This window comes from Mycobacterium lehmannii (assembly GCF_001499925.1).
GTDB classification, from domain to species: Bacteria; Actinomycetota; Actinomycetes; order Mycobacteriales; family Mycobacteriaceae; genus Mycobacterium; species Mycobacterium lehmannii.
This window is the reverse complement of sequence record NZ_LQIR01000001.1, coordinates 500,572-521,957: the sequence shown is the minus strand read 5'-3', so window position 1 is coordinate 521,957 and position 21,386 is coordinate 500,572. Positions and strand designations below refer to the sequence as shown.

Genomic DNA, 21,386 nt, shown 5'->3' with positions numbered 1-21,386 from the left:
AGCATCGGGACGCGTCATGCGTTACAGTATTACACATGTCGTCAATCCGTAACGACGAGTCGACGGTCGAGGGGCGCATCATCGATGCCGCGGCGGCCTGCGTGCTCGCGGTGGGAGTCAAGCGGGTCACGCTGACCGACATCGCCCGGCGTGCGCGCATGAGCCGCCCGACCATCTACCGCAGGTGGTCCGATACGAACGGGGTGCTCGCGGCGCTGATGACCGAGCGCATCGCGGGTGTGCTGGACAAAGTGCCCGACACCGGTTCCGACCGCAGAGCGTTGGTGCAGCGGGTCGTGGAGGTGGCCCGGCATCTGCGGAAGGACGAGATCATCATGTCGGTGCTGCGCGACGCTCCGGAATTCGCGATGGTCTACATCGCCAATCGGCTCGGGACCAGCCAGATGATCCTCATCGACGCGTTGACCCACGCCATCAAGATCGCCCAGGACGACGGCAGCGTGCGCGCCGGCGATGCGCGCCAGCTCGCCGCGATGTGCCTGCTGATCACCCAGTCGGCCATTCAGTCCGCGCAGATGGTCGAGAAGCTCTTGGACACCGCTGCGCTCGACGCCGAGTTGGCGCACGCCCTCGACGGGTATCTGGCACCGTGACCGGCTCGACGGCTCTGAACTCTGCGCGCCGCAGCGCCGAACTGGCGGCGCTGGCCGATGGCGAGCGCGTCGACGTCATCGTCATCGGCGGCGGCATTACCGGAACGGGCATCGCGCTGGACGCTGCGACCCGCGGTCTGAGCGTCGTGCTGGTGGAGAAGCACGACCTGGCGTTCGGCACCAGCCGGTGGAGCTCCAAGCTGGTTCACGGCGGACTGCGATATCTGGCGACGGGCAACGTCGGGATCGCCCGTCGCAGTGCCGTTGAACGCGGAATCCTGATGACGCGCAACGCACCTCATCTAGTTACGGCGATGCCGCAGTTGGTGCCGCTGCTTCCGTCGATGAACACCGCGTCGCGGGCGCTGGTGCGTTTCGGCTTCGCCGCCGGCGACGGGCTGCGAAAGCTGGCGGGCACGCCGGCGTCGGTGTTGCCCCGCTCCCGGCGGATCGACGCGAGCCGGGCCGTCGAGCTGGCGCCGACCGTGCGCCGCGACGGTCTCGACGGCGCGTTCCTGGCGTATGACGGGCAGTTGATCGACGACGCCCGCCTGGTCACCGCGGTGGCGCGGACGGCGGCCCAGCACGGTGCCCGGGTGTTGACGCGGGTGGCGGCGTCACACGCGACCGGCACCTCGGTGCGGCTGACCGATCAGCTCACCGGCGAGTCGTTCGACGTCGCCGCGCGCGCCGTGATCAACGCCTCCGGGGTGTGGGCGGGCGAGGTGGATTCCTCGATCAAGCTGCGGCCCAGCCGCGGAACGCATCTCGTATTCGATGCTGCGGCATTCGGCAATCCGGTTGCGGCGCTGACCATTCCGATACCCGGCGAGATCAACCGCTTCGTGTTCGCGATGCCCGAGCAGTTGGGCCGGGTGTACCTCGGGCTCACCGACGAGGACGCCCCAGGCCCGGTCCCCGACGTGCCCGAACCCGCGCCCGAGGAGGTCTCGTTCCTGCTCGACACGGTGAATACCGCCCTGGATGTCGCGTTGAGCCCGTCCGACGTGATCGGCGCCTACGCGGGGCTGCGTCCGCTGATCGACACCGGCGCGGGCCGCACCGCCGACGTCTCACGCGAACACGCGGTCGTCGAATCACCCTCGGGCGTCATCAGTGTCATCGGCGGCAAGCTGACCGAGTACCGCTTCATGGCCGAGGATGTGCTGGACCGGGCGATCGAGTGGCGCGGGCTGACCGCGACCGACTGCCGCACCCGCAACCTGCCGCTTGTCGGGGCGCCGTCGAATCCGGTTGCCACGCTGCGTCATCCGACGGAGATGCCGGGTTCACTGGTGGCCCGCTTCGGCGCCGAGGCGCCGAATGTCATCGCCGCCGCCGCGTGCGAGCGGCCGACGGAAGCGGTCGCCGAGGGGATCGACGTCATCCGTGCGGAATTCGAGTACGCGGTGACCCATGAGGGCGCGCTGACCGTCGACGACATCGTCGACCGCCGCACCCGCATCGGCCTGGTCGAGGCCGACCGCGAACGGGTGCTGGCGGTAGCCGACGAGTTCTTGGTGTCAGCGCGCGAACGGTAGCCTCGCGCCTCTTTCGCCGAGGCCGACGAAATGGTCGATTCCGCGCGCGCATTCCCGCCCAAACGTCGGTTTCGACGCTGAAGGTTGCGGCGCCGCCGGAGGTTACAGCGGGATGTTCTTGTGCCGGCCGCGGCGTGCCGGCGCCTCGGCCAGCGCCTGGGTCAGCTTGCTGCGGGTGTGGGCGGGGTCGATCTTCTCGTCCACGACGCCGATGTCGATCGCGGAATCGACTCCGCCCGCGATCTTCTCGTGCTCGACGGCCAACTGCTCGTGCAGGGCCTCACGCTCGGCGAGATCGTCCACGGCGGCCAACTTCTTCTTGTGCAGGATGCCGACCGCGGCCTTGGCGCCCATGACGGCGACCTCGGCATCCGGCCAGGCGTAGACCTTCGTCGCACCCAACGAGCGCGAATTCATCGCGATGTAGGCGCCGCCGTAGATCTTGCGCGTCACCAGCGTGACCCGCGGGACCGAGCACTCGCCGAACGCGTGCAGCAGCTTGGCTCCGCGCCGTACGACGCCGCCCCACTCCTGATCCACGCCGGGCAGGTAACCGGGAACGTCGACGACGTTGATGATCGGAATCCCGAATGCGTCGCAAAGGCGCACGAATCGCGCCGCCTTCTCGGCACTTTCGGAGTTCAGGCAGCCGCCGAGCCGCAGCGGGTTGTTGGCGATGACGCCGACGGAGCGACCGGACAACCGACCGAGACCGATGACGATCGACGGTGCCCACTTGGCCTGGAACTCCTCGAACGGAACGCCCTCGTCCAACAACGCCTCGACGAGCGGGTGCACGTCGTAGGCGCGTCGCGCCGACTCCGGCAGCAGCGCGTGCAGGTCGGTGTCGCCCGCTTCGGCCTTGGCCCGGTCGAAATGGCCCTGCTGGCAGAACAATCCAACCAGCCGGCGGCCGCGCTCGTAGGCGTCGAGCTCGTCGTCGGCGACGATGTGGCACACGCCGGACTTCTTGTGGTGGGTGTCCGGGCCGCCGAGGCTCGCCATGTCGACGTCCTCGCCGGTGACGCTGCGCACCACGTCCGGTCCGGTGACGAACACCCGGCTCTCCGGCGCCATCACGATCACGTCGGTGAGGGCGGGTCCGTAGGCCGCACCGCCGGCGGCGAAGCCGACGACGACCGAGATCTGCGGGACGTAGCCGGACGCCCGGATCATCGCCTCGAACACCAGGCCGACGGCGTGCAGCGCCTTGACGCCCTCGGCGAGGCGGGCACCGCCGGAGTGCCAGATGCCCACGATCGGGCTCTGTTCCTCGATGGCCTGGTCGTAGGCGTCGACGATATGGGCACAGCCCTCGACGCCCATGGCCCCGCCCATGACGGTGCCGTCGGTGCAGAACGCGATGGTGCGCAGCCCGTTGACGGTTCCGGCCGCGGCGAGAACGCCCGAACGGTCGCGCTCGTGGAGCAGTTCGACACTGCCGTCGTCGAAGAAGGTGCTCAGACGCAGCAGCGGGTCACGAGGGTCGAGCGATTCGCCGACTGTCTCGGGCGCCATGGTCGTCATTCACATACCTCCTATTGCGCTGGATTCCGGGGAGTGTCAGTACTTCCCGAAAGCGAGCGCTACGTTGTGCCCACCGAATCCGAACGAGTTGTTGATCGCGTACTGGTAATTGCCTGACCGCGGTTCACCGGCGACCACGTCCAGATCGATCTCCGGGTCGAGATTTCGCAGGTTCAGCGTCGGCGGAATGATGCCTTCGCGCAACGCCATAACGGTCAGGATGGACTCGACGGCACCGACCGCGCCGACCGAGTGGCCGAGCGCAGCCTTGGGTGCGTACACCGCAGGCTTGTGGCCGCCCATCGCGTTGTTGATCGCCTTACCCTCGGCCACGTCGCCGACGCTGGTGCCGGTGGCATGCGCGTTGACGTGGTCGATGTCAGTGGGCTGCAGCCCGGCGAGCTGGATGGCGCGTGTCATCGCGTGACCGGCCTGTTCGCCGTTCGGGTCCGGCGCCACGATGTGGTAGCCGTCCGAGGTGATGCTGGCTCCCATGATCCGAGCCAGGATGTTGGCGCCGCGGGCCTTGGCGTGCTCTTCGGTCTCGATGACCATCAGCGCACCCCCTTCGCCGAACACGAACCCGTTACGGTCCTTGTCGAACGGGCGGCATGCGCCGGGAGGGTCATCGTTGGTGGTGGACAAGACGATTCGCATCTGGGCGAAGCCGGCGATCGGCACCGCCTCGATCTTGGTCTCCACCCCGCCGCAGATCGCGACGTCCGCATCACCGAGCACGATGTTGCGCCAGGCGTGCGCGATGCCTTCGGAACCCGATGCGCAGGCCGACACCGGAGTGACCACCCCGGCGCGGGCCTTTCGCTCCAATCCCACTGCGGCGGCAGCGGCATTGGGCATGTACATCTGCACGGCCAGCGGTGAAACCGCCTTGAGGCCTTTGGAGCGCATGTCGTCGTAGCTGAACACCAGCTCCTCGGTGGAGCCCATGCCGGTGCCGATCGACACCATCAGCCGTTTGGGGTCGACCTCGGGGGTGCCCGCGTCCTCCCAGACCCGCCGGCTCAGCACCGTCGACATCTTCTGCAGGTACGACAGCCGGCGCAGTTCCACCCGGGTCAACTCGTGGTCGAAGTCCTCGAGGAGATGCCCGCCGATGCGAACTGGCAGGTCATACTCCTCGACGAACGGGTCCTCGAGCCTGCGGATTCCGCTCTGGCCGTCCAGCAGCTTCTTCCAGGTGTCGTCCGCGCTGGTGGCCAGGGCCGTCGTCATGGCGATACCCGTGACGACGACGTTGGGGAAACCGTCCCCCGTGGAAAGTGCGGCTAACCCTGCCATTACTGCTGAGGAGTTCCTTCCGCTCAGTAGCGTCCGAAGGCCAGGGCGACATTGTGTCCGCCGAAGCCGAACGAGTTGTTGATGGCGTACTGGTAGTCGCCATAACGAGGCTCGCCTGCAACCACATCGAGATCGATCTCAGGATCGGGCGTCTCGTAGTTCAGTGTCGGCGGGATGACGCCGTCACGCAGCGAGAGTACGGTCAGAGCCGACTCCAGCGCGCCGACCGCTCCGATGGAGTGTCCGAGCGCCGACTTCGGGGCGTAGACCGCGGCGTGCTCCACCCCGGCCGACCGGATCGCGTTGGCCTCGGCGACGTCACCGATCGACGTGGCCGTGGCGTGGGCGTTGACGTGGTGGATGTCCTTGGGATCCAGGCCCGCGGTCTCCATTGCACGCTTCATCGCCTGACCGGCGCGAAGACCGTCGGACGCGGGCGCCACCATGTGGAAGGCATCGGACGTGATGCCCGCACCCATCAGGCGGGCCAGCGGCTTGGCGCCACGAGCCTTGGCGTGCTCCTCGGTCTCGATGACCATGAGCGCACCGGCCTCGCCGAAGACGAACCCGTCGCGGTTCTTGTCGAACGGCCGCGAGGCGCCCTCGGGATCCTCGTTGTTGGTCGACATCGCGCGCATCATCGAGAACGCCGCGATCGGCAGCGCTTCGATTCCGCCCTCGACGCCGCCGACGACGGCGATGTCGGCGTCACCCATGACGATCTGACGCCAGCCGTGGGCGATGGCCTCCGAACCCGATGAGCAGGCCGAGACCGGGGTGATGACCCCGGCCCTCGCGCCCAGCTGCAGACCGATCACCGCGGCCGCACCGTTCGGCATGATCATCTGCACCGCGAGCGGCGACACCTTGCGGGGGCCGCCCTCGTTCATCGCGTCGTAGGTTTCGACGATCTTCTCGCCGCCACCCAGGCCGGTGCCGACGACCACGGTGAAGCGATCCGGATCGACCTCGGGTGTACCCGCGGTCTCCCAGAGCTGGCCAGACAGGAACTTGGCCATGCGCTGGACATACGACATCCGTCGCATGTCCAGTCGCGTCATGTGGTCGTCGATCGCGTCGACGAGGTGACCACCGATGCGGACCGGCAGGTCCCATTTGGTGACGAACTCATCCTCGAGGACGCGGATGCCGCTTTCTCCGGCCAGCAGCCCCTTCCACGTGCTCTCGATGTCCGCCGCGACCGACGTGGTTGCCGTGACGGCCGTCACGACCACGTTGGGGAAACCGCCGTTAGCAGTGGAAGGTCTACTCATGCCCGATCGGCTTCGATCTGCGCGCGGATGGCCGCGGCCGCTTCGGGGTTCTCTTCCTCGAGCTTCTGGATGTAGGTGACGACGTCACCGACGGTGCGAAGACCGGCGAGGTCCTCGTCGGGGATCTTCACGCCGTACTTGTCCTCGGTCTGCACGGCGATCTCGACCATCGACAGGGAGTCGATGTCCAGGTCGTCGACGAAGCTCTTCTCAGGGGTGACCTCGGAAGGCTCGATGCCGGTGACTTCTTCGATGATCTCGGCGAGACCGGTGATGATTTCGTCCTGACTGGCGGGCACGGTGGCTCCTTCTATTTGGTGGTGTTACTTGTTGGGAAATGACGATCGTTATGTGGTTGTGTCTGGCGCGAGCCTGCCTATGAGAGTGCGGCGAGCCCGTCCAGGTCAGCGGGGGACTTGACGGCGTGCGTCGGCACCCCCCGAAGTTCTCTTTTCGCGATACCCGCGAGGGCCCCGGCCGGCGGGAACTCGACGATCGCGGTCACATCGAGCCGGCGCATCGTCTCGGTGCACAGATCCCAACGGACCGGGCGCGTCATCTGCGCCACCAGCTTGCTCATGGCGTCGGCAGCCGAATCCACCGGCTGGCCATCCGCGTTCGACAGTAGCGTCGTGTTCGGTTCGGCGCTCGTTACACCTTCGGCCGCGGCGGCATAACCGTCGAGGGCCGAGGCCATGTAGTGGGTGTGGAACGCACCGGCGGTCGCCAGCTTGCGCACCCGCGCCTTCTCCGGCGGGTCCTCGACCAGCTTGTCCAGTGCGGCGATCGCACCGGCAGCGACGATCTGTCCGGCCGCGTTGCGGTTGGCCGGAACAAGGTCGAGCGCTTCGAGCCGAGCCAGCACGTCGGCTTCCTCACCGCCGAGGACGGCGGCCATGCCCGTGGGCTCGACCGCGCAGGCCTTGGCCATCTCCGCACCACGGGTGGCGGCCAGCTTGACGGCGTCGTCGGCGGAAATGACCCCGGCGATCGCGTAGGCGGCGATCTCACCGACGGAATGGCCCGCCACGACGGTCTTCTTGTCGGCGATTGCACCGCGTCGGGTCAGTTCCTCATGGGCCAGCAGCGTGGCCGCGACGACGAGCGGCTGGGTCACCGCGGTGTCGGTGATCTCCTCTGCGGAGGCGGTGGTGCCCAACCGGGCCAAGTCCAGCCCGCTGATCTCGGACCATCCGGCGAGCCGCTCGGCGGTACCGGGCAGCTCCAGCCATGCGGCGAGCATGCCGGGTGTCTGGGAGCCCTGTCCGGGCGCGAGAAGTGCAAGCACAGATTTATGAGGCACGAATTAAGAAAACACTGTGAAGACGGGTTTGCGCGGTGTAAGAGATTATGAACCTGGTCTTATGTTTTTGTGGAGACCCCACAAAATCGCCTGTGATGCGACGCTACCGAAATCCGACCGCGATCTACGCCCTGTCCAGCTGAGGATTGAGCGGTGCTGGTCGCAGCGCTGAACGCGCCGGGTTGATCATGTTTGCTGTGCTCGTCTGGTATGGCTGACGGCCCAATCGGCCGACGGTGATGGCCACCCGCAGCACGTAGGCGTCGCGCGGAAGCGTGGGATCGCGCCCGGTGAAGTCGGCGATTCGTCTCAGCCGGTACCGGACGGTATTTGGATGAACGAACAATTTGCGTGCGCAGGCCTCGATGGCCCCACCGGAGTCGAGATAGGCATCGAGGGTCTCCGTCAACGCCGGACCCGCGTCGGCCAGCGGCCTCATCACCTCGGTTTCCAACGCCGCGATCGCCGACACATCGCCCAGCAGTGCGCGTTCCGGGAGCAGTTCGCGCGCCGAGACCGGCCGCGGCGCGCCCGACCAGCCCGCGACGGCGTTCATGCCCGCGATCGCCTCGGTCGCGCTGCGGTGCGCGCTCGCCAGTGTGGTGGCGGTGGGTCCGACCACGACAGGACCCTCGGCGAACACCGTCATCATGTCGGCCAGGAACTTGTCGGTCGGGGAGATCGCACCCGACACGATCGCGACCAGCCATGTGCCGTGCACGTCTGACAGCGCGGCGCGGCCGTTGCGCCGCACCACGTCGTGGACGTCGTCGCTGGCCAGATCGATGCGGTCGGGCTGAGGCAGCCCGACGATGACGGTGGCGGGTGCGGTGGCGTCCCAGTTCAGCGTGGCCGCTTGGGATTGCAGTTCGGGGCCGACGTCGCCGCGTACCACCGCGTCGACGACGTTGGCCTCCATTCTGGTGTCCCATGCGCCGCGCGCCTCGGCCTGATCGGCGTAGGCGCTGGCCGCGGCGAACGCCAGGTCGCGGCTGTAACGCAGGATGCCCGCGGTCAGCGCGGTCAGCTGCTCCTCGGAGCGGGCCAGCAACGGCACCACTTCTTCGAAGAACTCCATGGTGACGCGCACCATCTCCACCGACTGCCGCAGCGCGATGCGCCGCCGCAGGTCCTGTGGCACCACCTCGAAGGCCTGTGCCGTGTAGCTGACGTTGCTCTGCGGGTCGCGCATCCACTCGACGAAGTTGACCACCGCGGTCTGCACGACCAGCTGGACGCTGGCTCGCTGCGAGGCCTCGAGTTCGGCGAAGAACGGCAAGCGTTCCTCCATCGCGCGCACCGCTTCGGTGGCCAGTCGGCCCGAATACTGCTGCAACCGGCGCAGCACCGAGTCGGGAACGGCCTCGAGGACCTCGACCGTCGACTTCGGTGGCACGAACCGGTTGTCAGGCACCTCTAAAGGCTACGCCACCGCTATGGAGGAAACCTCCAAGCGGCCATGCCACTCAAGCGACTCCCTGTCGCATGTCGTCGCCTAAGCGACTTCCTGTCGCATGTCGTCGCCTAAGCGACTTCCTGTCGCATGTCGTCGCCTAAGCGACTCCGGGGTCCGAGGTCTGCTCTGGGGCGGCCAGCACATCGTCGATCTCGTACTTCTTCGCCGCCTCGACCGCCACGGACTGGTCGATATTGCCGTCGCGGGCCAGCCCTTCGAGCACGGCGACCGCGATCGACTCACCGTCGGTGTTGTAGTACCGACGCGCGGCAGGGCGGGTGTCGGAGAAGCCGAACCCGTCGGTCCCCAGCGTGATGTAGGTGCCGGGGACCCACGCCCGGATCTGCTCGGGAACCCCGCGCATCCAGTCCGACACCGCGATGACCGGGCCTTCGGCGTCGGCGAGCACCTTGGTGATGTACGGGGTGCCGGCCGGCTGGTCCGGATGGCGCAGCCGTCGTTTCTCGATCTCGACGCCGTCGCGGTTGAGCTCGCCCCAGCTGGTCACCGACCACACGTCGGCGGCGACATCCCATTCGTCGGCGAGCAGCTCGGCGGCCTTGAGAGCCGACGGCATGGCCACACCCGACACCAGGATCTGAGCCGTATTGGACCGCTTCTCGGGTGCGGGCTGGTAGCGGTAGATGCCGCGCAGCAGGCCCTCGACGTTGAGGCCCTCCGGTTCCGGCGGCTGGACGTAGGGCTCGTTGTAGATCGTCATATAGAAGTAGACGTTCTCGGGGTCCTCGCCGTACATCCGGCTCAGGCCGCTCTCGACGATGTAGGCGATCTCGTAGGCGAACGCCGGATCGTAGGCGACGACCGCGGGGTTGGACGCGGCCAGCAGCAGCGAATGCCCGTCGGCGTGCTGAAGGCCCTCACCCACCAGCGTGGTGCGCCCCGCCGTGGCGCCGAGAAGGAACCCGCGCGTCATCTGGTCGGCGGCCGCCCACAGGTTGTCGCCGGTGCGCTGGAATCCGAACATCGAATAGAAGATGTAGATCGGGATCATCGGCTCGTTGTGCGTCGAGTAGCACGTGCCTGCCGCGATGAAACTGGCTGAGGACCCGGCCTCGTTGATGCCCTCGTGCAGGATCTGGCCGACCTCGGATTCCTTGTAGGCCAACATCAATTCGGCATCGACCGAGGTGTACAGCTGGCCGTTGCGGTTGTAGATCTTGAGGTTGGGGAACCACGAGTCCATCCCGAAGGTGCGGGCCTCGTCGGGGATGATCGGCACGATGCGCCAACCGATCTCCTTGTCGCGCAACAGTTCTTTGAACGTCCGGACGGTGGCCATCGTCGTGGCCACCTCCTGCTTACCGGACCCCTTCTTGAGCGCCTTGTAGGTGTCCCGGCCTGGCAGCGTCAGCGACTTGGTCTTGGTGCGACGCTCGGGCAAGAACCCGCCGAGCGCGCGCCTGCGGTCGAGCATGTAGCGGATCTCGGGTGCTTCCGGACCGGGGTGGTAGTACGGCGGAAGGTACGGGTTCTCCTCGAGTTGCTCGTCGCTGATCGGGATGCGCTGGGCATCGCGGAAGTACTTGAGGTCTTCGAGCGCAAGCTTTTTCATCTGATGAGTGGCGTTGCGGCCCTGGAAGTGCGCGCCCAACGAGTAACCCTTGATGGTCTTGGCCAAGATGACCGTCGGCTGGCCTTTGTGCTCCATGGCGGCGCGGTAGGCGGCGTAGACCTTGCGGTAGTCGTGACCGCCGCGCTTGAGGTTCCAGATCTCGGAGTCCGACATCTTCTCGACGAGCGCCTTGGTGCGGGGGTCGCGGCCGAAGAAGTGGTCGCGCACGTAGGCGCCGTCGTTGGCCTTGTAGGTCTGGTAGTCGCCGTCGGGCGTGCTGTTCATCAGGTTGACCAGCGCGCCGTCGCGGTCGGCGTGCAGCAGCGCATCCCATTCGCGGCCCCACACCACCTTGATGACGTTCCAGCCGGCCCCGCGGAAGAACGACTCGAGCTCCTGAATGATCTTGCCGTTTCCGCGTACCGGCCCGTCGAGGCGCTGCAAGTTGCAGTTGACCACGAAGGTGAGGTTGTCCAGCCCTTCCAGCGCGGCGACGTGCGCCAAGCCCCGGCTCTCGGGTTCGTCCATCTCCCCGTCGCCGAGGAACGCCCACACGTGCTGATCGGAGGTGTCCCTGATCTCCCGGTCGTGCAGGTAGTGGTTGAACCTTGCCTGGTAGATGGCGTTCATCGGGCCCAGCCCCATGGAGACCGTCGGGAACTCCCAGAAGTCGGGCATCAGCCGCGGATGCGGGTACGACGGCAGCCCGCCGCCGGGATGGCTGTGCTCCTGGCGGAAGCCGTCGAGTTGGTCTGCCGACAGGCGTCCTTCCAGGTACGCGCGCGCGTAGATACCCGGTGAGGCGTGACCTTGGATGAACACGTGGTCTCCGCCCCCGGGATGCTGCTTGCCGCGGAAGAAGTGGTTGAAGCCGACCTCGTAGAGCGCGGCCGACGACGCGTAGGTCGAAATATGGCCTCCGACACCGACTCCCGGCCGTTGTGCGCGGTGCACCATGATGGCGGCGTTCCACCGGATCCAGGTGCGGTAGCGGCGTTCGACGTCCTCGTCGCCGGGAAACCACGGCTCCAGCTCGGTGGGGATGGTGTTGACGTAATCGGTCGACGTCAGCGACGGGATGGCCACGCGCTGTTCGCCGGCGCGTTCGAGCAGACGCAACATCATGTAGCGTGCCCGCGCGGGGCCGGACTGTTCGAGCAGCTGGTCAAACGATTCCAGCCATTCGCCGGTCTCTTCGGGATCGATGTCGGGCAGGTACGACGCGACGCCTTCGCGGATCACCCTGACCCGGTCGTGTTCGGCTGCGTTGGTGGAGTTTTGGGCCAGGTCCTGGCGCGCGAACTCGGTGGTCAACTTCCGCTCCTTGGTAGGCGGTTCGGGTGCCCCCGCTCCTCGCGCAGATGTTTTCTGCGCTCGAACCGTGAGCGACGGGTTCCATCCTTCTCCCATCCTGCCCCACACGCACCGGTGGGGGTTGCCGACTGCAATGAACCGGCGGTCGCCGGAGCGACCCGGTAACGTCTGCAGCCGTGGTGATCGGTGCGCTGGTGCAAAAACCGCTGCGGATCGGCGCACTCGTGGTCGGCATCTCGGCCGCGGCCGCCATGGTCGTCGTCGGGTGCAGCAGCGTCACCGAGGGCTCCGCACGGGTGGACGCAGCCGAGGCCCCGGTGTACCGGGCGTCGGTGTCGGCCTCGCTCGCGGAGTCGGCGGCCAGTTCCAGCGCAAGGGAGTCGGAACGTCAGGCCTCGATCACCAAGGAGGCGATCCACTCGTCGTGCGAGACGCTGAGCTCGACCAGCGTCGAGGCGATCACCGCGGTCAACGCCTACGTCGATGCGTTCAACCGGAGCGCGGGGGATGTGCAGGCCAAGGCCGGGCCTGCGATCGACGCCCTGAATCACAGCGCCGACATGGTCGCGCGCAGCATCGCCGATCCGCTGGATCCTGAGCTCACCGATGCGCTCAACGGCTGGGTGGGCGCCGCCAGGGACGTAGCCACGGCGATCGCAGGCAACTACGGGCCCGACGAGTTCAACGCCGCGATCACCGCGCTCAACGACACCAAGACCACCGCGCTCAACCTCTGCGACGCCGCGTATTGACCAGGCGGATATTTTGGCCAACCTTGCTGCCAGTCGCGTGCGGGTGCAGTGCTTCGTGCGACGATAGGGCGCAGGACAATCGCCCGAGAGATGCCGAGCGCAACGTGCGCCCGAGCCGGCTGAAGGAGGACCGACCGTGGTCGCGGCGGATGACGCCCCGAACTACGCCCACAGACTGGGCATCCAAAAAGATCAGGTTGTACAGGAACTGGGCTGGGACGAGGACGTCGACGACGACATCCGAGCCGACATCGAGGAAGCGTGCGGCGGCGAGCTGCTCGACGAGGATGCCGACGAGGTCATCGATGTGGTGCTGCTCTGGTGGCGCGACGACGACGGGGATCTCGTGGATGCGCTGATGGACGCCATCACCCCGTTGGCCGACGACGGCGTCATCTGGGTGGTGACCCCGAAGACGGGCAAACCCGGCCACGTCCAACCGGCTGAGGTCGCCGAGTCGGCACCCACAGCCGGCCTGATGCAGACGTCGTCAGCCAACCTGGGTGACTGGATCGCCACCCGGCTGGTGCAGCCGAAGTCGAAGGCAGCGGGGAGGAGAGGGTGATCGAGGTCGGCACCGAGGCGCCCGATTTCACGCTCAAGGACCAGAACGGTCAGCCCGTCACGCTGAGCGATTTCCGGGGTGCCAAGAACGTACTGCTGGTGTTCTTTCCGCTGGCGTTCACGGGCATCTGCCAGGGTGAGCTCGACGAGATCCGGGACAAGCTGCCCCAGTACGAGAACGACGACACCGCGACGTTGGCGATCTCGGTGGGCCCGCCGCCGACCCACAAGATCTGGGCCGCCCAGAGCGGCTTCACGTTCCCCGTGCTGTCGGATTTCTGGCCCCACGGAGAGGTCGCGATGGCCTACGGGGTGTTCAACCAGGACGCGGGTATCGCCAACCGCGGCACGTTCGTCGTCGACCGCGGCGGGATCGTCCGGTTCGCCGAGATGAAGGAGCCGGGGGAGGCCCGCGATCAGGCGCTGTGGACCGACGCGCTGGCGGCGTTGCGCTCCGGTTGAGGTGATTTCTCGTCGCAGGTCATGGCCGTGTAGCTTGCCCTGCAGGGGCGCGTAGCTCAGTGGTAGAGCTCTGGTTTTACACACCAGCGGTCGGCGGTTCGATACCGTCCGCGCCCACCACGTTTGAAATACCATCGGATCACCAGCAGGTTCCTTCGGCGGAACGAGAGATCCATATCTGACACCGCGTTTCAGATGGTGGCGATCGGCCTGTACTTCGCCGTGATGCTCGCGATCGGGTTCTACGCATTTCGCCGAACCAGCGACCTCGACGACTACATGCTCGGCGGGCGCAGGCTCACTCCGACCGTCGCGGCGCTGTCGGCCGGCGCCTCTGACATGTCCGGATGGCTGCTCCTGGGCGTGCCCGGCGCGATCTACGCCTCCGGCCTGCTCGAGTCGTGGATTGTTATCGGGCTGGTGATCGGCGCCTGGCTCAATTGGAAGTTCGTCGCCCCGCGGCTCCGGGCGTACACCGAGATCGCCAACAACTCGATCACAGTGCCGAGCTTCTTCGAGAACCGGCTGCGTGACAAGTCGCATGTCCTGCGGATCTCGGCAGGCACGATCATCCTGGTCTTCTTCACGTTCTACGTGTCGTCCGGCATGGTCGCGGGCGGCGTGTTCTTCGAGTCGTCGTTCGGCTCGTCGTATCTGACGGGCATGCTGCTGGTCGCCGGAGTCACCCTGTGCTACACGCTATTAGGCGGCTTCCTGGGTGCCTCGCTCACTGACGTCGCGCAGGGGCTGCTGATGCTCGCGGCGCTCGTCACAATCCCCGTAGCCGCAATACTTGCCACCGGCGGGCCCGGCGAGGTGGTCGATCTGGTACGCGCCGCCGACGCCGTCCACAACGCCGATAATCCCGGTGACGAAATCCACCGCACGTCACTGTTCTTCGGCGGAAGTTTCCTCGCCATCGTGTCGGCGGCGGCCTGGGGACTCGGTTACTTCGGGCAACCCCACATCATCGTCCGGTTCATGGCGATGCGCTCGTCGGCCGATGCGAAGGCCGGTCGTCGTATCGGCATCAGCTGGATGATTCTCACGTCCGCGGGGGCGATCACCACCGGCTTCGTCGGCCTGGCGTACTTCTTCCGTGAGGGCGTGACGCTGGAAAATCCCGAGACCGTCTTCTTGCGCCTTGCGCAGGAGATGTTTCACCCGTTCGTCGCCGGTGTCGTCCTCGCCGCGGTGCTGGCGGCCATCATGTCGACGATCTCCTCTCAGCTCATCGTGTGCTCGTCGGCGCTGGTCGAAGACATCTACCGGGCGTTCGGCAAAGAGGCCAGTCCGACGAGGCTGGTCACCTACGGTCGGCTCGGGGTGTTGACCGTCGCGGTGGTGGCGGTCCTGTTGGCGCTCAACCCCGATGGGACGATCCTCGACCTCGTCGGATTCGCGTGGGCAGGTTTCGGCGCCGCGTTCGGTCCCCTGATCATCCTGTCGCTGTTCTGGCGCGGGCTCACCTCGCCCGGGGCGATCGCCGGCATGATCGCCGGTGCCGTGGTGGTCGGCGTCTGGGGTCAGACCGAGGCGCTGTCGAGCGCGATGTACGAGATCGTTCCCGGCTTCATCGCGTGCCTTGTCGTCGCGGTCGCCGTATCGCTCATGACGGCCCGCGAGGACGACGAGATTCAGTCCGAATTCTCCGAGATGGCCGAGAAGGCGCACGAGACCGCGGCGCCAGCCTGAAGCGAATAGGGCATGGTGCCGCCGGCTTTGTTCACACGACTCGTCTGCCGCGACGTGCCCGGGCCCGCATATCCCATAGGTACAGCCGGTAGCCGAGAATCCACACGTCGCGCGGGATGATGCGGTCGGCGACACGCAGCGCGGTCAGCAGCGCCTCGAACCGGCGCTGCTGGCGCCCCGACCACGGCAGCCGCATGTGCTCACGAAACTCATGCGGCAGGAACCCCGTCGTGGCGAACAGGTTGAACCGGCCGGCGGGCAGCCGCAGCGGAGCGGGCAGGAACGCCATCGCGGCCACCCCGTGCAAGTGTTCGCGCACGGGTTCGTCGATGCGCAGTTCGTCCAGTGAGCGCTTCCAGTACTCGTCGAACGCGGCGCGATCCGGCGGCCACATGTCCTCGCGGACCTGCAGCGTGGTGCCGAGTTTTCTGGCGTCGAGATAGATCGCGTCGGCCGCCTCGTCGTCGAGCGGTCCGTACAGGAACTCGTGCTGGTCGATGTAGTAGCGATACAGGCAGGCGGCCACCCATAGCTGCAGCCGGGGGTCAAACGCCTTGTACGACACCGGGCTTGACGGGGTGGACCGCACCATCGCGTGCACGCGGTCGACCTCTTCGCGGATCAACCGGCGGTCGCTCTCGGTGCCCATAGTCGCCACCGCGAGGTAGGTCCCGGTCGTGCGCGCGCGTTTGAACGGGTGCTTGTAGACGTTGCCGCTGTCGACCGGGCTCTCCAGCACGCCGTAACCGACGGCGGGCGAGGCCAGCTGCATGATCACGTTGGCCGCCGGCGCCAGCGCTGCAGCCGGATTGAGCAAGTCGACGACGCGTCTCGGCCGACGCGGGGGCCCGAACCTCATGCATCCGAGTAGATCACCTTGTGAGACGCTCGCGAAGTGTTTGCGCCGACCTCAGGCCCGCGTGTGGTGGGGATCGCAGCCGGTTGTGTCGCGGATTCGTTGTTCGCCGACCCTCGGCGCGGACATCCCGTGGCGCTGTTCGGCAGCGCGGCAGCCGCGTTGGAGGGTCGCAGTTACGCCGACACCCGCGCGGCGGGCGTCGTGCACACGGCCACCCTGCTCGGCGCGCTGGCACTGCTCGGGACCGCGGCGCACAGAACAGCGCTGCACCGAGGTGCCGCAGCGGGCACGGTCACCACGGCCGCGACGGTGTTCGTCGCGCTGGGTGGAACGTCGCTGGCCCGCGCCGGAGACCAGATGGCTCGACACCTGGACCGCGGTGACACCGACAGCGCCCGCCGACTACTGCCGTCGTTGTGCGGGCGCGACCCCTCGGTGCTCGACGAGGCCGGCCTCATCCGCGCGGCGCTGGAGTCGGTGGCGGAGAACACCTCCGACGCCCACGTGGCGCCGCTGCTGTGGACCGCCCTCGGGGGCGTGCCCGCGGTGCTGGTGTACCGCGGTGCGAACACGTTGGACGCGATGATCGGTCACCGCTCGCCGCGCTATTTGCGCTTCGGTTGGGCGGCAGCGCGTTTCGACGATCTGCTGAATCATCTCGCCGCCCGCGCGACCGCGGTGCTGGTTGCCGCATGTGCCCCCGTGGTCGGCGGCTCTCCCGTCGCGGCGCTGCGCGCGTGGAAGCGTGACGCCGGCCGCCATCCCAGTCCGAACGCAGGCGTGGTGGAGGCCGCATTCGCGGGCGCGTTGGGGGTGCGGCTCGGCGGCCCCACTCAGTACGGGCACGAACTGGAGATCCGGCCGACGCTCGGCGACGGCCCGCCGCCACAGGTGGCCGACCTGCGCAGGGCTGTGCGGCTGTCGCGGACGGTCCAACTGGCCGCCGCCGGGGTGGCGATCGTGCTCAGCGCCGTCGGCCGTACCGGTCGGCGAGCTTCTCCTCGGTCGTGAACGGAGCCTCGGGCCTCGCCTGCGCGGCCTCCCGAGCGGCCTTCTCCCGTCTGCGCTCGCGCAGTTCGGCATAGATGAAGTAGCCCAGCCCGATCGGCGCGATGATGCCGAACGCGATCCACTGAATGCCGTAGGACAGGAACGGTCCGGCGTCGAGATGCGGCAGCGGGATCGCGCCCAGTCCGCCCGGCTGATCGGCCTCCAGCTGCAGATAGGAACCGGCCAGCGGGACACCCGTGAGCGCCGAGATCTGCCCGGTGTTGATCGAGTACACCTGCTGGATGCCGTCCTGTCGGAACGGCTCCTTGCCTTGCACCAGCCCCTCGGAGTCGCGCAACCGCGCGGTGATCGTCACCGCGCCGTCCGGCACCGGTTCGATCTCCGGCACCCCCGAAGCCTGTACCGGCCGCACGTATCCACGGTTGACGAGCACCGTCGGCCCGCCGTCCACGGCGAACGGAACCAGCACCTCGAACGCGGGTTCGCCCTCGACGATCCGCAGCCGCGCGAGCACCTGAGCCTCGGGTAGATAGCGTCCGGTCGCGGTGACCCGCCGCCACTGGTCGTCCGGGGCTGCCGACTCCTGGTTCGGCAGAAGCGAGGTCACGGGGACCGGCTCGGCGGTCAAGGAGTTCGCGATCTGCGCGTTCTCCCGCGAGGTCTTGGTGTTCTTGCCCAGCTGCCAAGGCGCCAGCACGGTGAAACACAGGTACGCGAACGCGGCCACGACGACAAACAGCGCCAGCCATGACGGCCGCAGCAGGAAGGACCACCGGCGCATCAGCTGGCAATTCCCCGGTCGGCAAGCTGGTCGTCGACCCACTCGTGCAGACCCGGCAGCGACGCTTCGATGACCGTGTACACATCCTCGAAGTCGGAGTGATCGCCGTAGTAGGGGTCCTCGACGTCCAGTGCGTGAGCACCCGAACGCGGGTCGAACGAGCGCAGCATCCGGATCCGTTCGGCGGGCACACCGAGATCCTTGAGCATCCGAACGTGGTTGCGGCCGAGTGCGATCACCAGGTCGGCGGACATGTGGTCCTCGTTGACCTGGGCGGCCCGGTGGGCGGTCGGATAGCCGTGCTCGCGCAGGACGTGGCTGGCCCGGCGGTCCGCGGGCTCGCCGGCGTGCCAACCGCCGGTGCCGGCGCTGGTCACGCGGACCGCGTCACCCAGGCCGCGCTCGTCGATCTGATGGGCGAACATCTTCTCCGCCATCGGCGATCGGCAGATGTTGCCCGAGCAGATGAACGTCACGTGCAGGGGTTCAGACACCAAGCACCTCACGCAGGTCTGCGACCGAGGCGACGTGCGCGGCGGCGGCAACGGCGGCGGGTCCGTCGAAATCGCCCTTGCCGTAGCCCCATCCGACGACCACGGTCTCGATACCGTGCGCGGCGGCGCCTTCGACGTCATGCGACCGGTCGCCGACCATCAGTGTGCGCTCGGGTATCTCACCCAGCTGGGCCAATGCGTGGGCGACGACGTCGACCTTGTGTGCGCGCGAACCGTCAACGCTTGCGCCCGCGATGACCTCGAAGCAGTCGGCCAGGCCGAAGTGGGCGAGGATCCGCTGCGCGGTCGGCTCGGCCTTCGAGGTGGCCACCGCCAGGCGCACGCCGGCCGCGCGCAGATCGGCCAGCAGCGCGGGGATGCCGTCGAAGACACAGTTCATCGCCCACCCTCGGGTCCGGTAATCGGTGCGGTATGCCTCGATGGCGTCGTCGGTGCGGTCGCCGAGCCCGAGGCCCCGCAGCGTGTGGTGCATCGGCGGGCCGATGATCATGCTGGCCAGGTCTCCGTCGGGCACCACGGCGCCGACCGACCCCAGGGCATGGCGAAAACTCGAGACGATGCCCTGCGCCGAATCGGTCAGGGTGCCGTCGAGGTCGAAGATCACCAGTTGGGGGCGGGTCGCCGTAGTCGTGGAGGCCAGCATCTCGGTCACGGGTCCATTCTCCCCGATCGCAGAACCACCGCGGCCAGCGCACTAGGGTCGTGATGTGGTGAGTCCGTCGCGTGCTGCCGCGCGGTACCACGGCGATCAGGCCGTGGTCCCCGGGATGTTGGACTTTGCCGTCAACGTCCGCGCTGATGAGCCCCCGTCCTGGCTGGTCGACCGCCTCTCGGCCCGGTTGGCCGATCTGGCCCGGTATCCGAGCGCGACCGATTCTCAGCGGGCGCTCGACGCGGTCGCCCGCAGGCACGACCGCACCGCCGACGAGGTCGTGCTGCTGGCGGGGGCGGCCGAGGCGTTCGCGCGGTTGCCGGACCTGCAGCCGCAACGCGCCGCCCTGATCGCGCCGTCGTTCACCGAACCGGAGGCGGCGCTGGCCGCGGCCGGGGTGCCCTTCGTGCACGTGGTGCTGGAAGCGCCGTACACCCTGACCCCGGACGCGGTGCCCGGCGACGCCGACCTCGTCGTCGTCGGCAATCCGACCAATCCGACCGGCGTACTGCACACCCGCGAGCAGGTGCTCGCCCTGCGCAGGCCCGGGCGCATCGTGGTGGTGGACGAGGCGTTCGCCGACGCTGTTCCCGGCGAGCCCGGATCGCTGGCCGCCGACGCCCTGCCCGACGTCGTCGTCCTGCGCAGCCTGACCAAGACGTGGGCGCTGGCCGGGTTGCGCGTCGGCTACGCGCTGGGCGCGCCGGACGTGCTGGCACGGTTGACCGCACGGCGTCCGCACTGGCCCCTCGGCACGCTGCAACTCGAGGCCATCGCGGCGTGCAGCACACCCGATGCGGTGGCCGAGGCCGACGGTGCCGCCCGGCGGCTGACGGAGGTGCGCGCGGAGATGGTGGCCGGCTTGACTAGCATCGGCGTGCATGTCGTCACCGGTTCGGCCCCCTTCGTCCTGTTTTCTGTTCCGGATGCCGAGCTGATGCGAAAACACCTGGATCGCAGTGGCATTGCTGTGCGTCGCTGCGACACGTTCGTCGGGCTCGACGGTCAGTTCCTGCGCGCGGCGGTACGTCCGGAGTGGCCCGTGCTGGTCGAGGCGATGGCCGAGGTGCTGCGATGAGCGCCCGGCTGGCCGACATCATCGACGTGTTGGAGGCGGCATATCCGCCGGAGCTGGCGCAGGACTGGGATTCGGTCGGCCTGGTCTGCGGGGACCCGTCGGAGACCGTCGATACGGTCACGGTGGCCGTCGACGCGACCGCCGACGTCGTCGCCGAGGTGCCCGAGCGCGGACTGCTGCTGGCTCACCATCCGCTGCTGCTGCGCGGCGTGGACACCGTGGCCGCCAGCACCGCCAAGGGCGCCCTGATCCATCGCCTGATCCGCAGCGGCCGGGCGCTGTTCACCGCGCACACCAACGCGGACTCGGCTTCGCCCGGCGTCTCCGACGCGCTGGCCGAAGCGCTCGGGCTCACCGTCGAGGAGGTGCTCGCCCCGGCGAGTACGGAATCCGACCTGGACAAGTGGGTCGTCTTCGTGCCTGCGGAGAACTCGGAGGCGCTGCGCGAGGGCATGTTTGCGGCCGGGGCAGGGCGTATCGGTGACTATTCGCACTGTTGCTGGACCACGACAGGCACCGGGCAGTTTCTGCCGCACGACGGCGCGTCACCGGCGATCGGCAGCGTCGGATCCGTCGAACGCGTCCCGGAGGACCGGGTGGAAGTCATCGCCCCCGCGCGGTTGCGCGGGCACGTGCTGGCCGCGCTGCGGGCCGCGCATCCCTACGAGGAACCCGCGTTCGACGTCTTCGCGCTGGCGCCGATTCCCGGTAATGCCGGGTTGGGACGTATCGGCGTGCTGGATCGTCCTGAACCGTTGTCGGCGTTCGTGTCTCGCGTGCACGAAGCGCTGCCCGCCACGTCGTGGGGCGTGCGCGGATCCGGTGATCCGGACGTCGAGGTCTTGCGGGTCGCGGTGTGCGGCGGTGCGGGTGACTCGCTGCTCGGCCTCGTCGCACGCATGGGTGTCGACGCGTACGTGACGTCGGACCTGCGGCACCACCCCGCCGACGAACACCGACGCGCTTCGCAGGTCGCGCTCGTGGACGTCGCGCACTGGGCCAGCGAATATCCGTGGTGCCGCCAAGCCGCAGACCTGCTGCAAGCCCATTTCGGTGACGCGCTGGCCGTGCGGGTGTCCGACGTGCGCACCGATCCGTGGAATGTCGAGAGATGAG

The 21,386-nt window shown here is 67.8% G+C and carries 20 protein-coding genes and 1 tRNA gene; 10 read left to right on the top strand and 11 right to left on the bottom strand.

From position 1 onward, the window contains the following. The first annotated feature begins 35 nt into the window (after positions 1-35). Positions 36-614, top strand: a complete 579-nt coding sequence (locus AU192_RS02525; RefSeq protein ID WP_064394094.1) for a TetR/AcrR family transcriptional regulator — start codon at positions 36-38, stop codon at positions 612-614. After that, positions 611-2,155, top strand: coding sequence for a glycerol-3-phosphate dehydrogenase/oxidase (locus AU192_RS02520; protein WP_064394093.1), 1,545 nt, complete (start codon positions 611-613; stop codon positions 2,153-2,155). Before AU192_RS02525 ends, AU192_RS02520 begins: the two co-directional genes overlap by 4 nt. A 102-nt stretch (positions 2,156-2,257) precedes the next feature. On the opposite strand, the gene AU192_RS02515 is transcribed toward AU192_RS02520, so the two are convergent. The 7 genes from AU192_RS02515 to aceE all read right to left on the bottom strand — a co-directional run bounded on the left by AU192_RS02515 (position 2,258) and on the right by aceE (position 11,901). Further along, entirely contained in the window at positions 2,258-3,682 is a 1,425-nt protein-coding gene (locus AU192_RS02515) for an acyl-CoA carboxylase subunit beta (RefSeq protein WP_064394092.1), read from the bottom strand. Positions 3,683-3,718: 36 nt separating this feature from the next. Beyond that, positions 3,719-4,981 carry a 3-oxoacyl-ACP synthase KasB gene (gene kasB / locus AU192_RS02510; RefSeq protein WP_064394091.1) on the bottom strand — a complete coding sequence of 421 codons (1,263 nt, stop codon included), beginning with the start codon at positions 4,979-4,981 and terminating at the stop codon, positions 3,719-3,721. A 23-nt stretch (positions 4,982-5,004) separates the two neighbouring features. Further along, positions 5,005-6,255, bottom strand: a complete 1,251-nt coding sequence (gene kasA / locus AU192_RS02505; protein WP_064394090.1) for a 3-oxoacyl-ACP synthase KasA — start codon at positions 6,253-6,255, stop codon at positions 5,005-5,007. Beyond that, positions 6,252-6,554 (bottom strand): meromycolate extension acyl carrier protein AcpM, encoded by a 303-nt coding sequence (gene acpM, locus AU192_RS02500; protein ID WP_064394089.1) that lies wholly within the window; start codon positions 6,552-6,554, stop codon positions 6,252-6,254. Before acpM ends, kasA begins: the two co-directional genes overlap by 4 nt. Positions 6,555-6,631: 77 nt before the next feature. Continuing rightward, entirely contained in the window at positions 6,632-7,543 is a 912-nt protein-coding gene (locus AU192_RS02495) for an ACP S-malonyltransferase (protein WP_094288399.1), read from the bottom strand. 139 nt (positions 7,544-7,682) lie between these two features. Beyond that, complete coding sequence (locus AU192_RS02490) at positions 7,683-8,972, bottom strand: PucR family transcriptional regulator (RefSeq protein ID WP_064394087.1); 1,290 nt, start codon at positions 8,970-8,972, stop codon at positions 7,683-7,685. Between the two features lie 139 nt (positions 8,973-9,111). Beyond that, positions 9,112-11,901, bottom strand: a complete 2,790-nt coding sequence (gene aceE, locus AU192_RS02485) for a pyruvate dehydrogenase (acetyl-transferring), homodimeric type (protein WP_064394086.1) — start codon at positions 11,899-11,901, stop codon at positions 9,112-9,114. A 251-nt stretch (positions 11,902-12,152) separates the two neighbouring features. On the opposite strand from aceE, the gene AU192_RS02480 reads away from it, so the two are divergent. The 5 genes from AU192_RS02480 to putP all read left to right on the top strand — a co-directional run bounded on the left by AU192_RS02480 (position 12,153) and on the right by putP (position 15,374). Then, complete coding sequence (locus AU192_RS02480; RefSeq protein ID WP_064394204.1) at positions 12,153-12,653, top strand: hypothetical protein; 501 nt, start codon at positions 12,153-12,155, stop codon at positions 12,651-12,653. A gap of 136 nt (positions 12,654-12,789) precedes the next feature. Continuing rightward, positions 12,790-13,218 (top strand): DUF3052 domain-containing protein, encoded by a 429-nt coding sequence (locus tag AU192_RS02475; protein WP_064347257.1) that lies wholly within the window; start codon positions 12,790-12,792, stop codon positions 13,216-13,218. After that, the gene (locus tag AU192_RS02470) at positions 13,215-13,679 is read left to right on the top strand and encodes a peroxiredoxin (RefSeq protein WP_064394085.1); all 465 of its coding nucleotides are present in this window, start codon (positions 13,215-13,217) and stop codon (positions 13,677-13,679) included. Before AU192_RS02475 ends, AU192_RS02470 begins: the two co-directional genes overlap by 4 nt. 45 nt (positions 13,680-13,724) lie before the next feature. Next, positions 13,725-13,799 (top strand) — tRNA-Val (locus AU192_RS02465). Positions 13,800-13,853: 54 nt separating this feature from the next. After that, the gene (putP, locus tag AU192_RS02460) at positions 13,854-15,374 is read left to right on the top strand and encodes a sodium/proline symporter PutP (protein WP_064394203.1); all 1,521 of its coding nucleotides are present in this window, start codon (positions 13,854-13,856) and stop codon (positions 15,372-15,374) included. A 31-nt stretch (positions 15,375-15,405) separates the two neighbouring features. Here putP and AU192_RS02455 read toward each other — a convergent pair whose 3' ends face one another. Further along, a complete protein-coding gene (locus tag AU192_RS02455; RefSeq protein ID WP_064394084.1) occupies positions 15,406-16,233 on the bottom strand; it encodes an oxygenase MpaB family protein in 828 nt (275 codons plus the stop codon). 36 nt (positions 16,234-16,269) lie between these two features. Here AU192_RS02455 and AU192_RS02450 point away from each other — a divergent pair, with 36 nt between their 5' ends. Beyond that, positions 16,270-17,244, top strand: a complete 975-nt coding sequence (locus AU192_RS02450; protein ID WP_064394083.1) for a cobalamin biosynthesis protein — start codon at positions 16,270-16,272, stop codon at positions 17,242-17,244. On the opposite strand, the gene AU192_RS02445 is transcribed toward AU192_RS02450, so the two are convergent. Genes AU192_RS02445 through AU192_RS02435 form a run of 3 tightly spaced genes read right to left on the bottom strand, consistent with a single transcriptional unit; the run spans position 17,198 to position 19,183 of the window. Next, positions 17,198-18,025 carry an SURF1 family cytochrome oxidase biogenesis protein gene (locus AU192_RS02445; RefSeq protein ID WP_064394082.1) on the bottom strand — a complete coding sequence of 276 codons (828 nt, stop codon included), beginning with the start codon at positions 18,023-18,025 and terminating at the stop codon, positions 17,198-17,200. The two genes, AU192_RS02450 and AU192_RS02445, sit on opposite strands and share 47 nt — an antisense overlap. Further along, positions 18,025-18,519 (bottom strand): low molecular weight protein-tyrosine-phosphatase, encoded by a 495-nt coding sequence (locus tag AU192_RS02440; RefSeq protein ID WP_064394081.1) that lies wholly within the window; start codon positions 18,517-18,519, stop codon positions 18,025-18,027. The genes AU192_RS02445 and AU192_RS02440 overlap by 1 nt, the downstream gene beginning before the upstream one ends. Beyond that, a complete protein-coding gene (locus AU192_RS02435; RefSeq protein WP_064394202.1) occupies positions 18,512-19,183 on the bottom strand; it encodes an HAD-IA family hydrolase in 672 nt (223 codons plus the stop codon). The genes AU192_RS02440 and AU192_RS02435 overlap by 8 nt, the downstream gene beginning before the upstream one ends. Positions 19,184-19,247: 64 nt before the next feature. Between AU192_RS02435 and cobC the strand changes: the two genes are divergently transcribed. Then, entirely contained in the window at positions 19,248-20,270 is a 1,023-nt protein-coding gene (cobC, locus tag AU192_RS02430) for an Rv2231c family histidinol phosphate aminotransferase CobC (RefSeq protein ID WP_064394080.1), read from the top strand. Continuing rightward, positions 20,267-21,385, top strand: a complete 1,119-nt coding sequence (locus AU192_RS02425; protein ID WP_064394079.1) for a Nif3-like dinuclear metal center hexameric protein — start codon at positions 20,267-20,269, stop codon at positions 21,383-21,385. The genes cobC and AU192_RS02425 overlap by 4 nt, the downstream gene beginning before the upstream one ends. The last annotated feature ends 1 nt before the right edge of the window (position 21,386 follow it).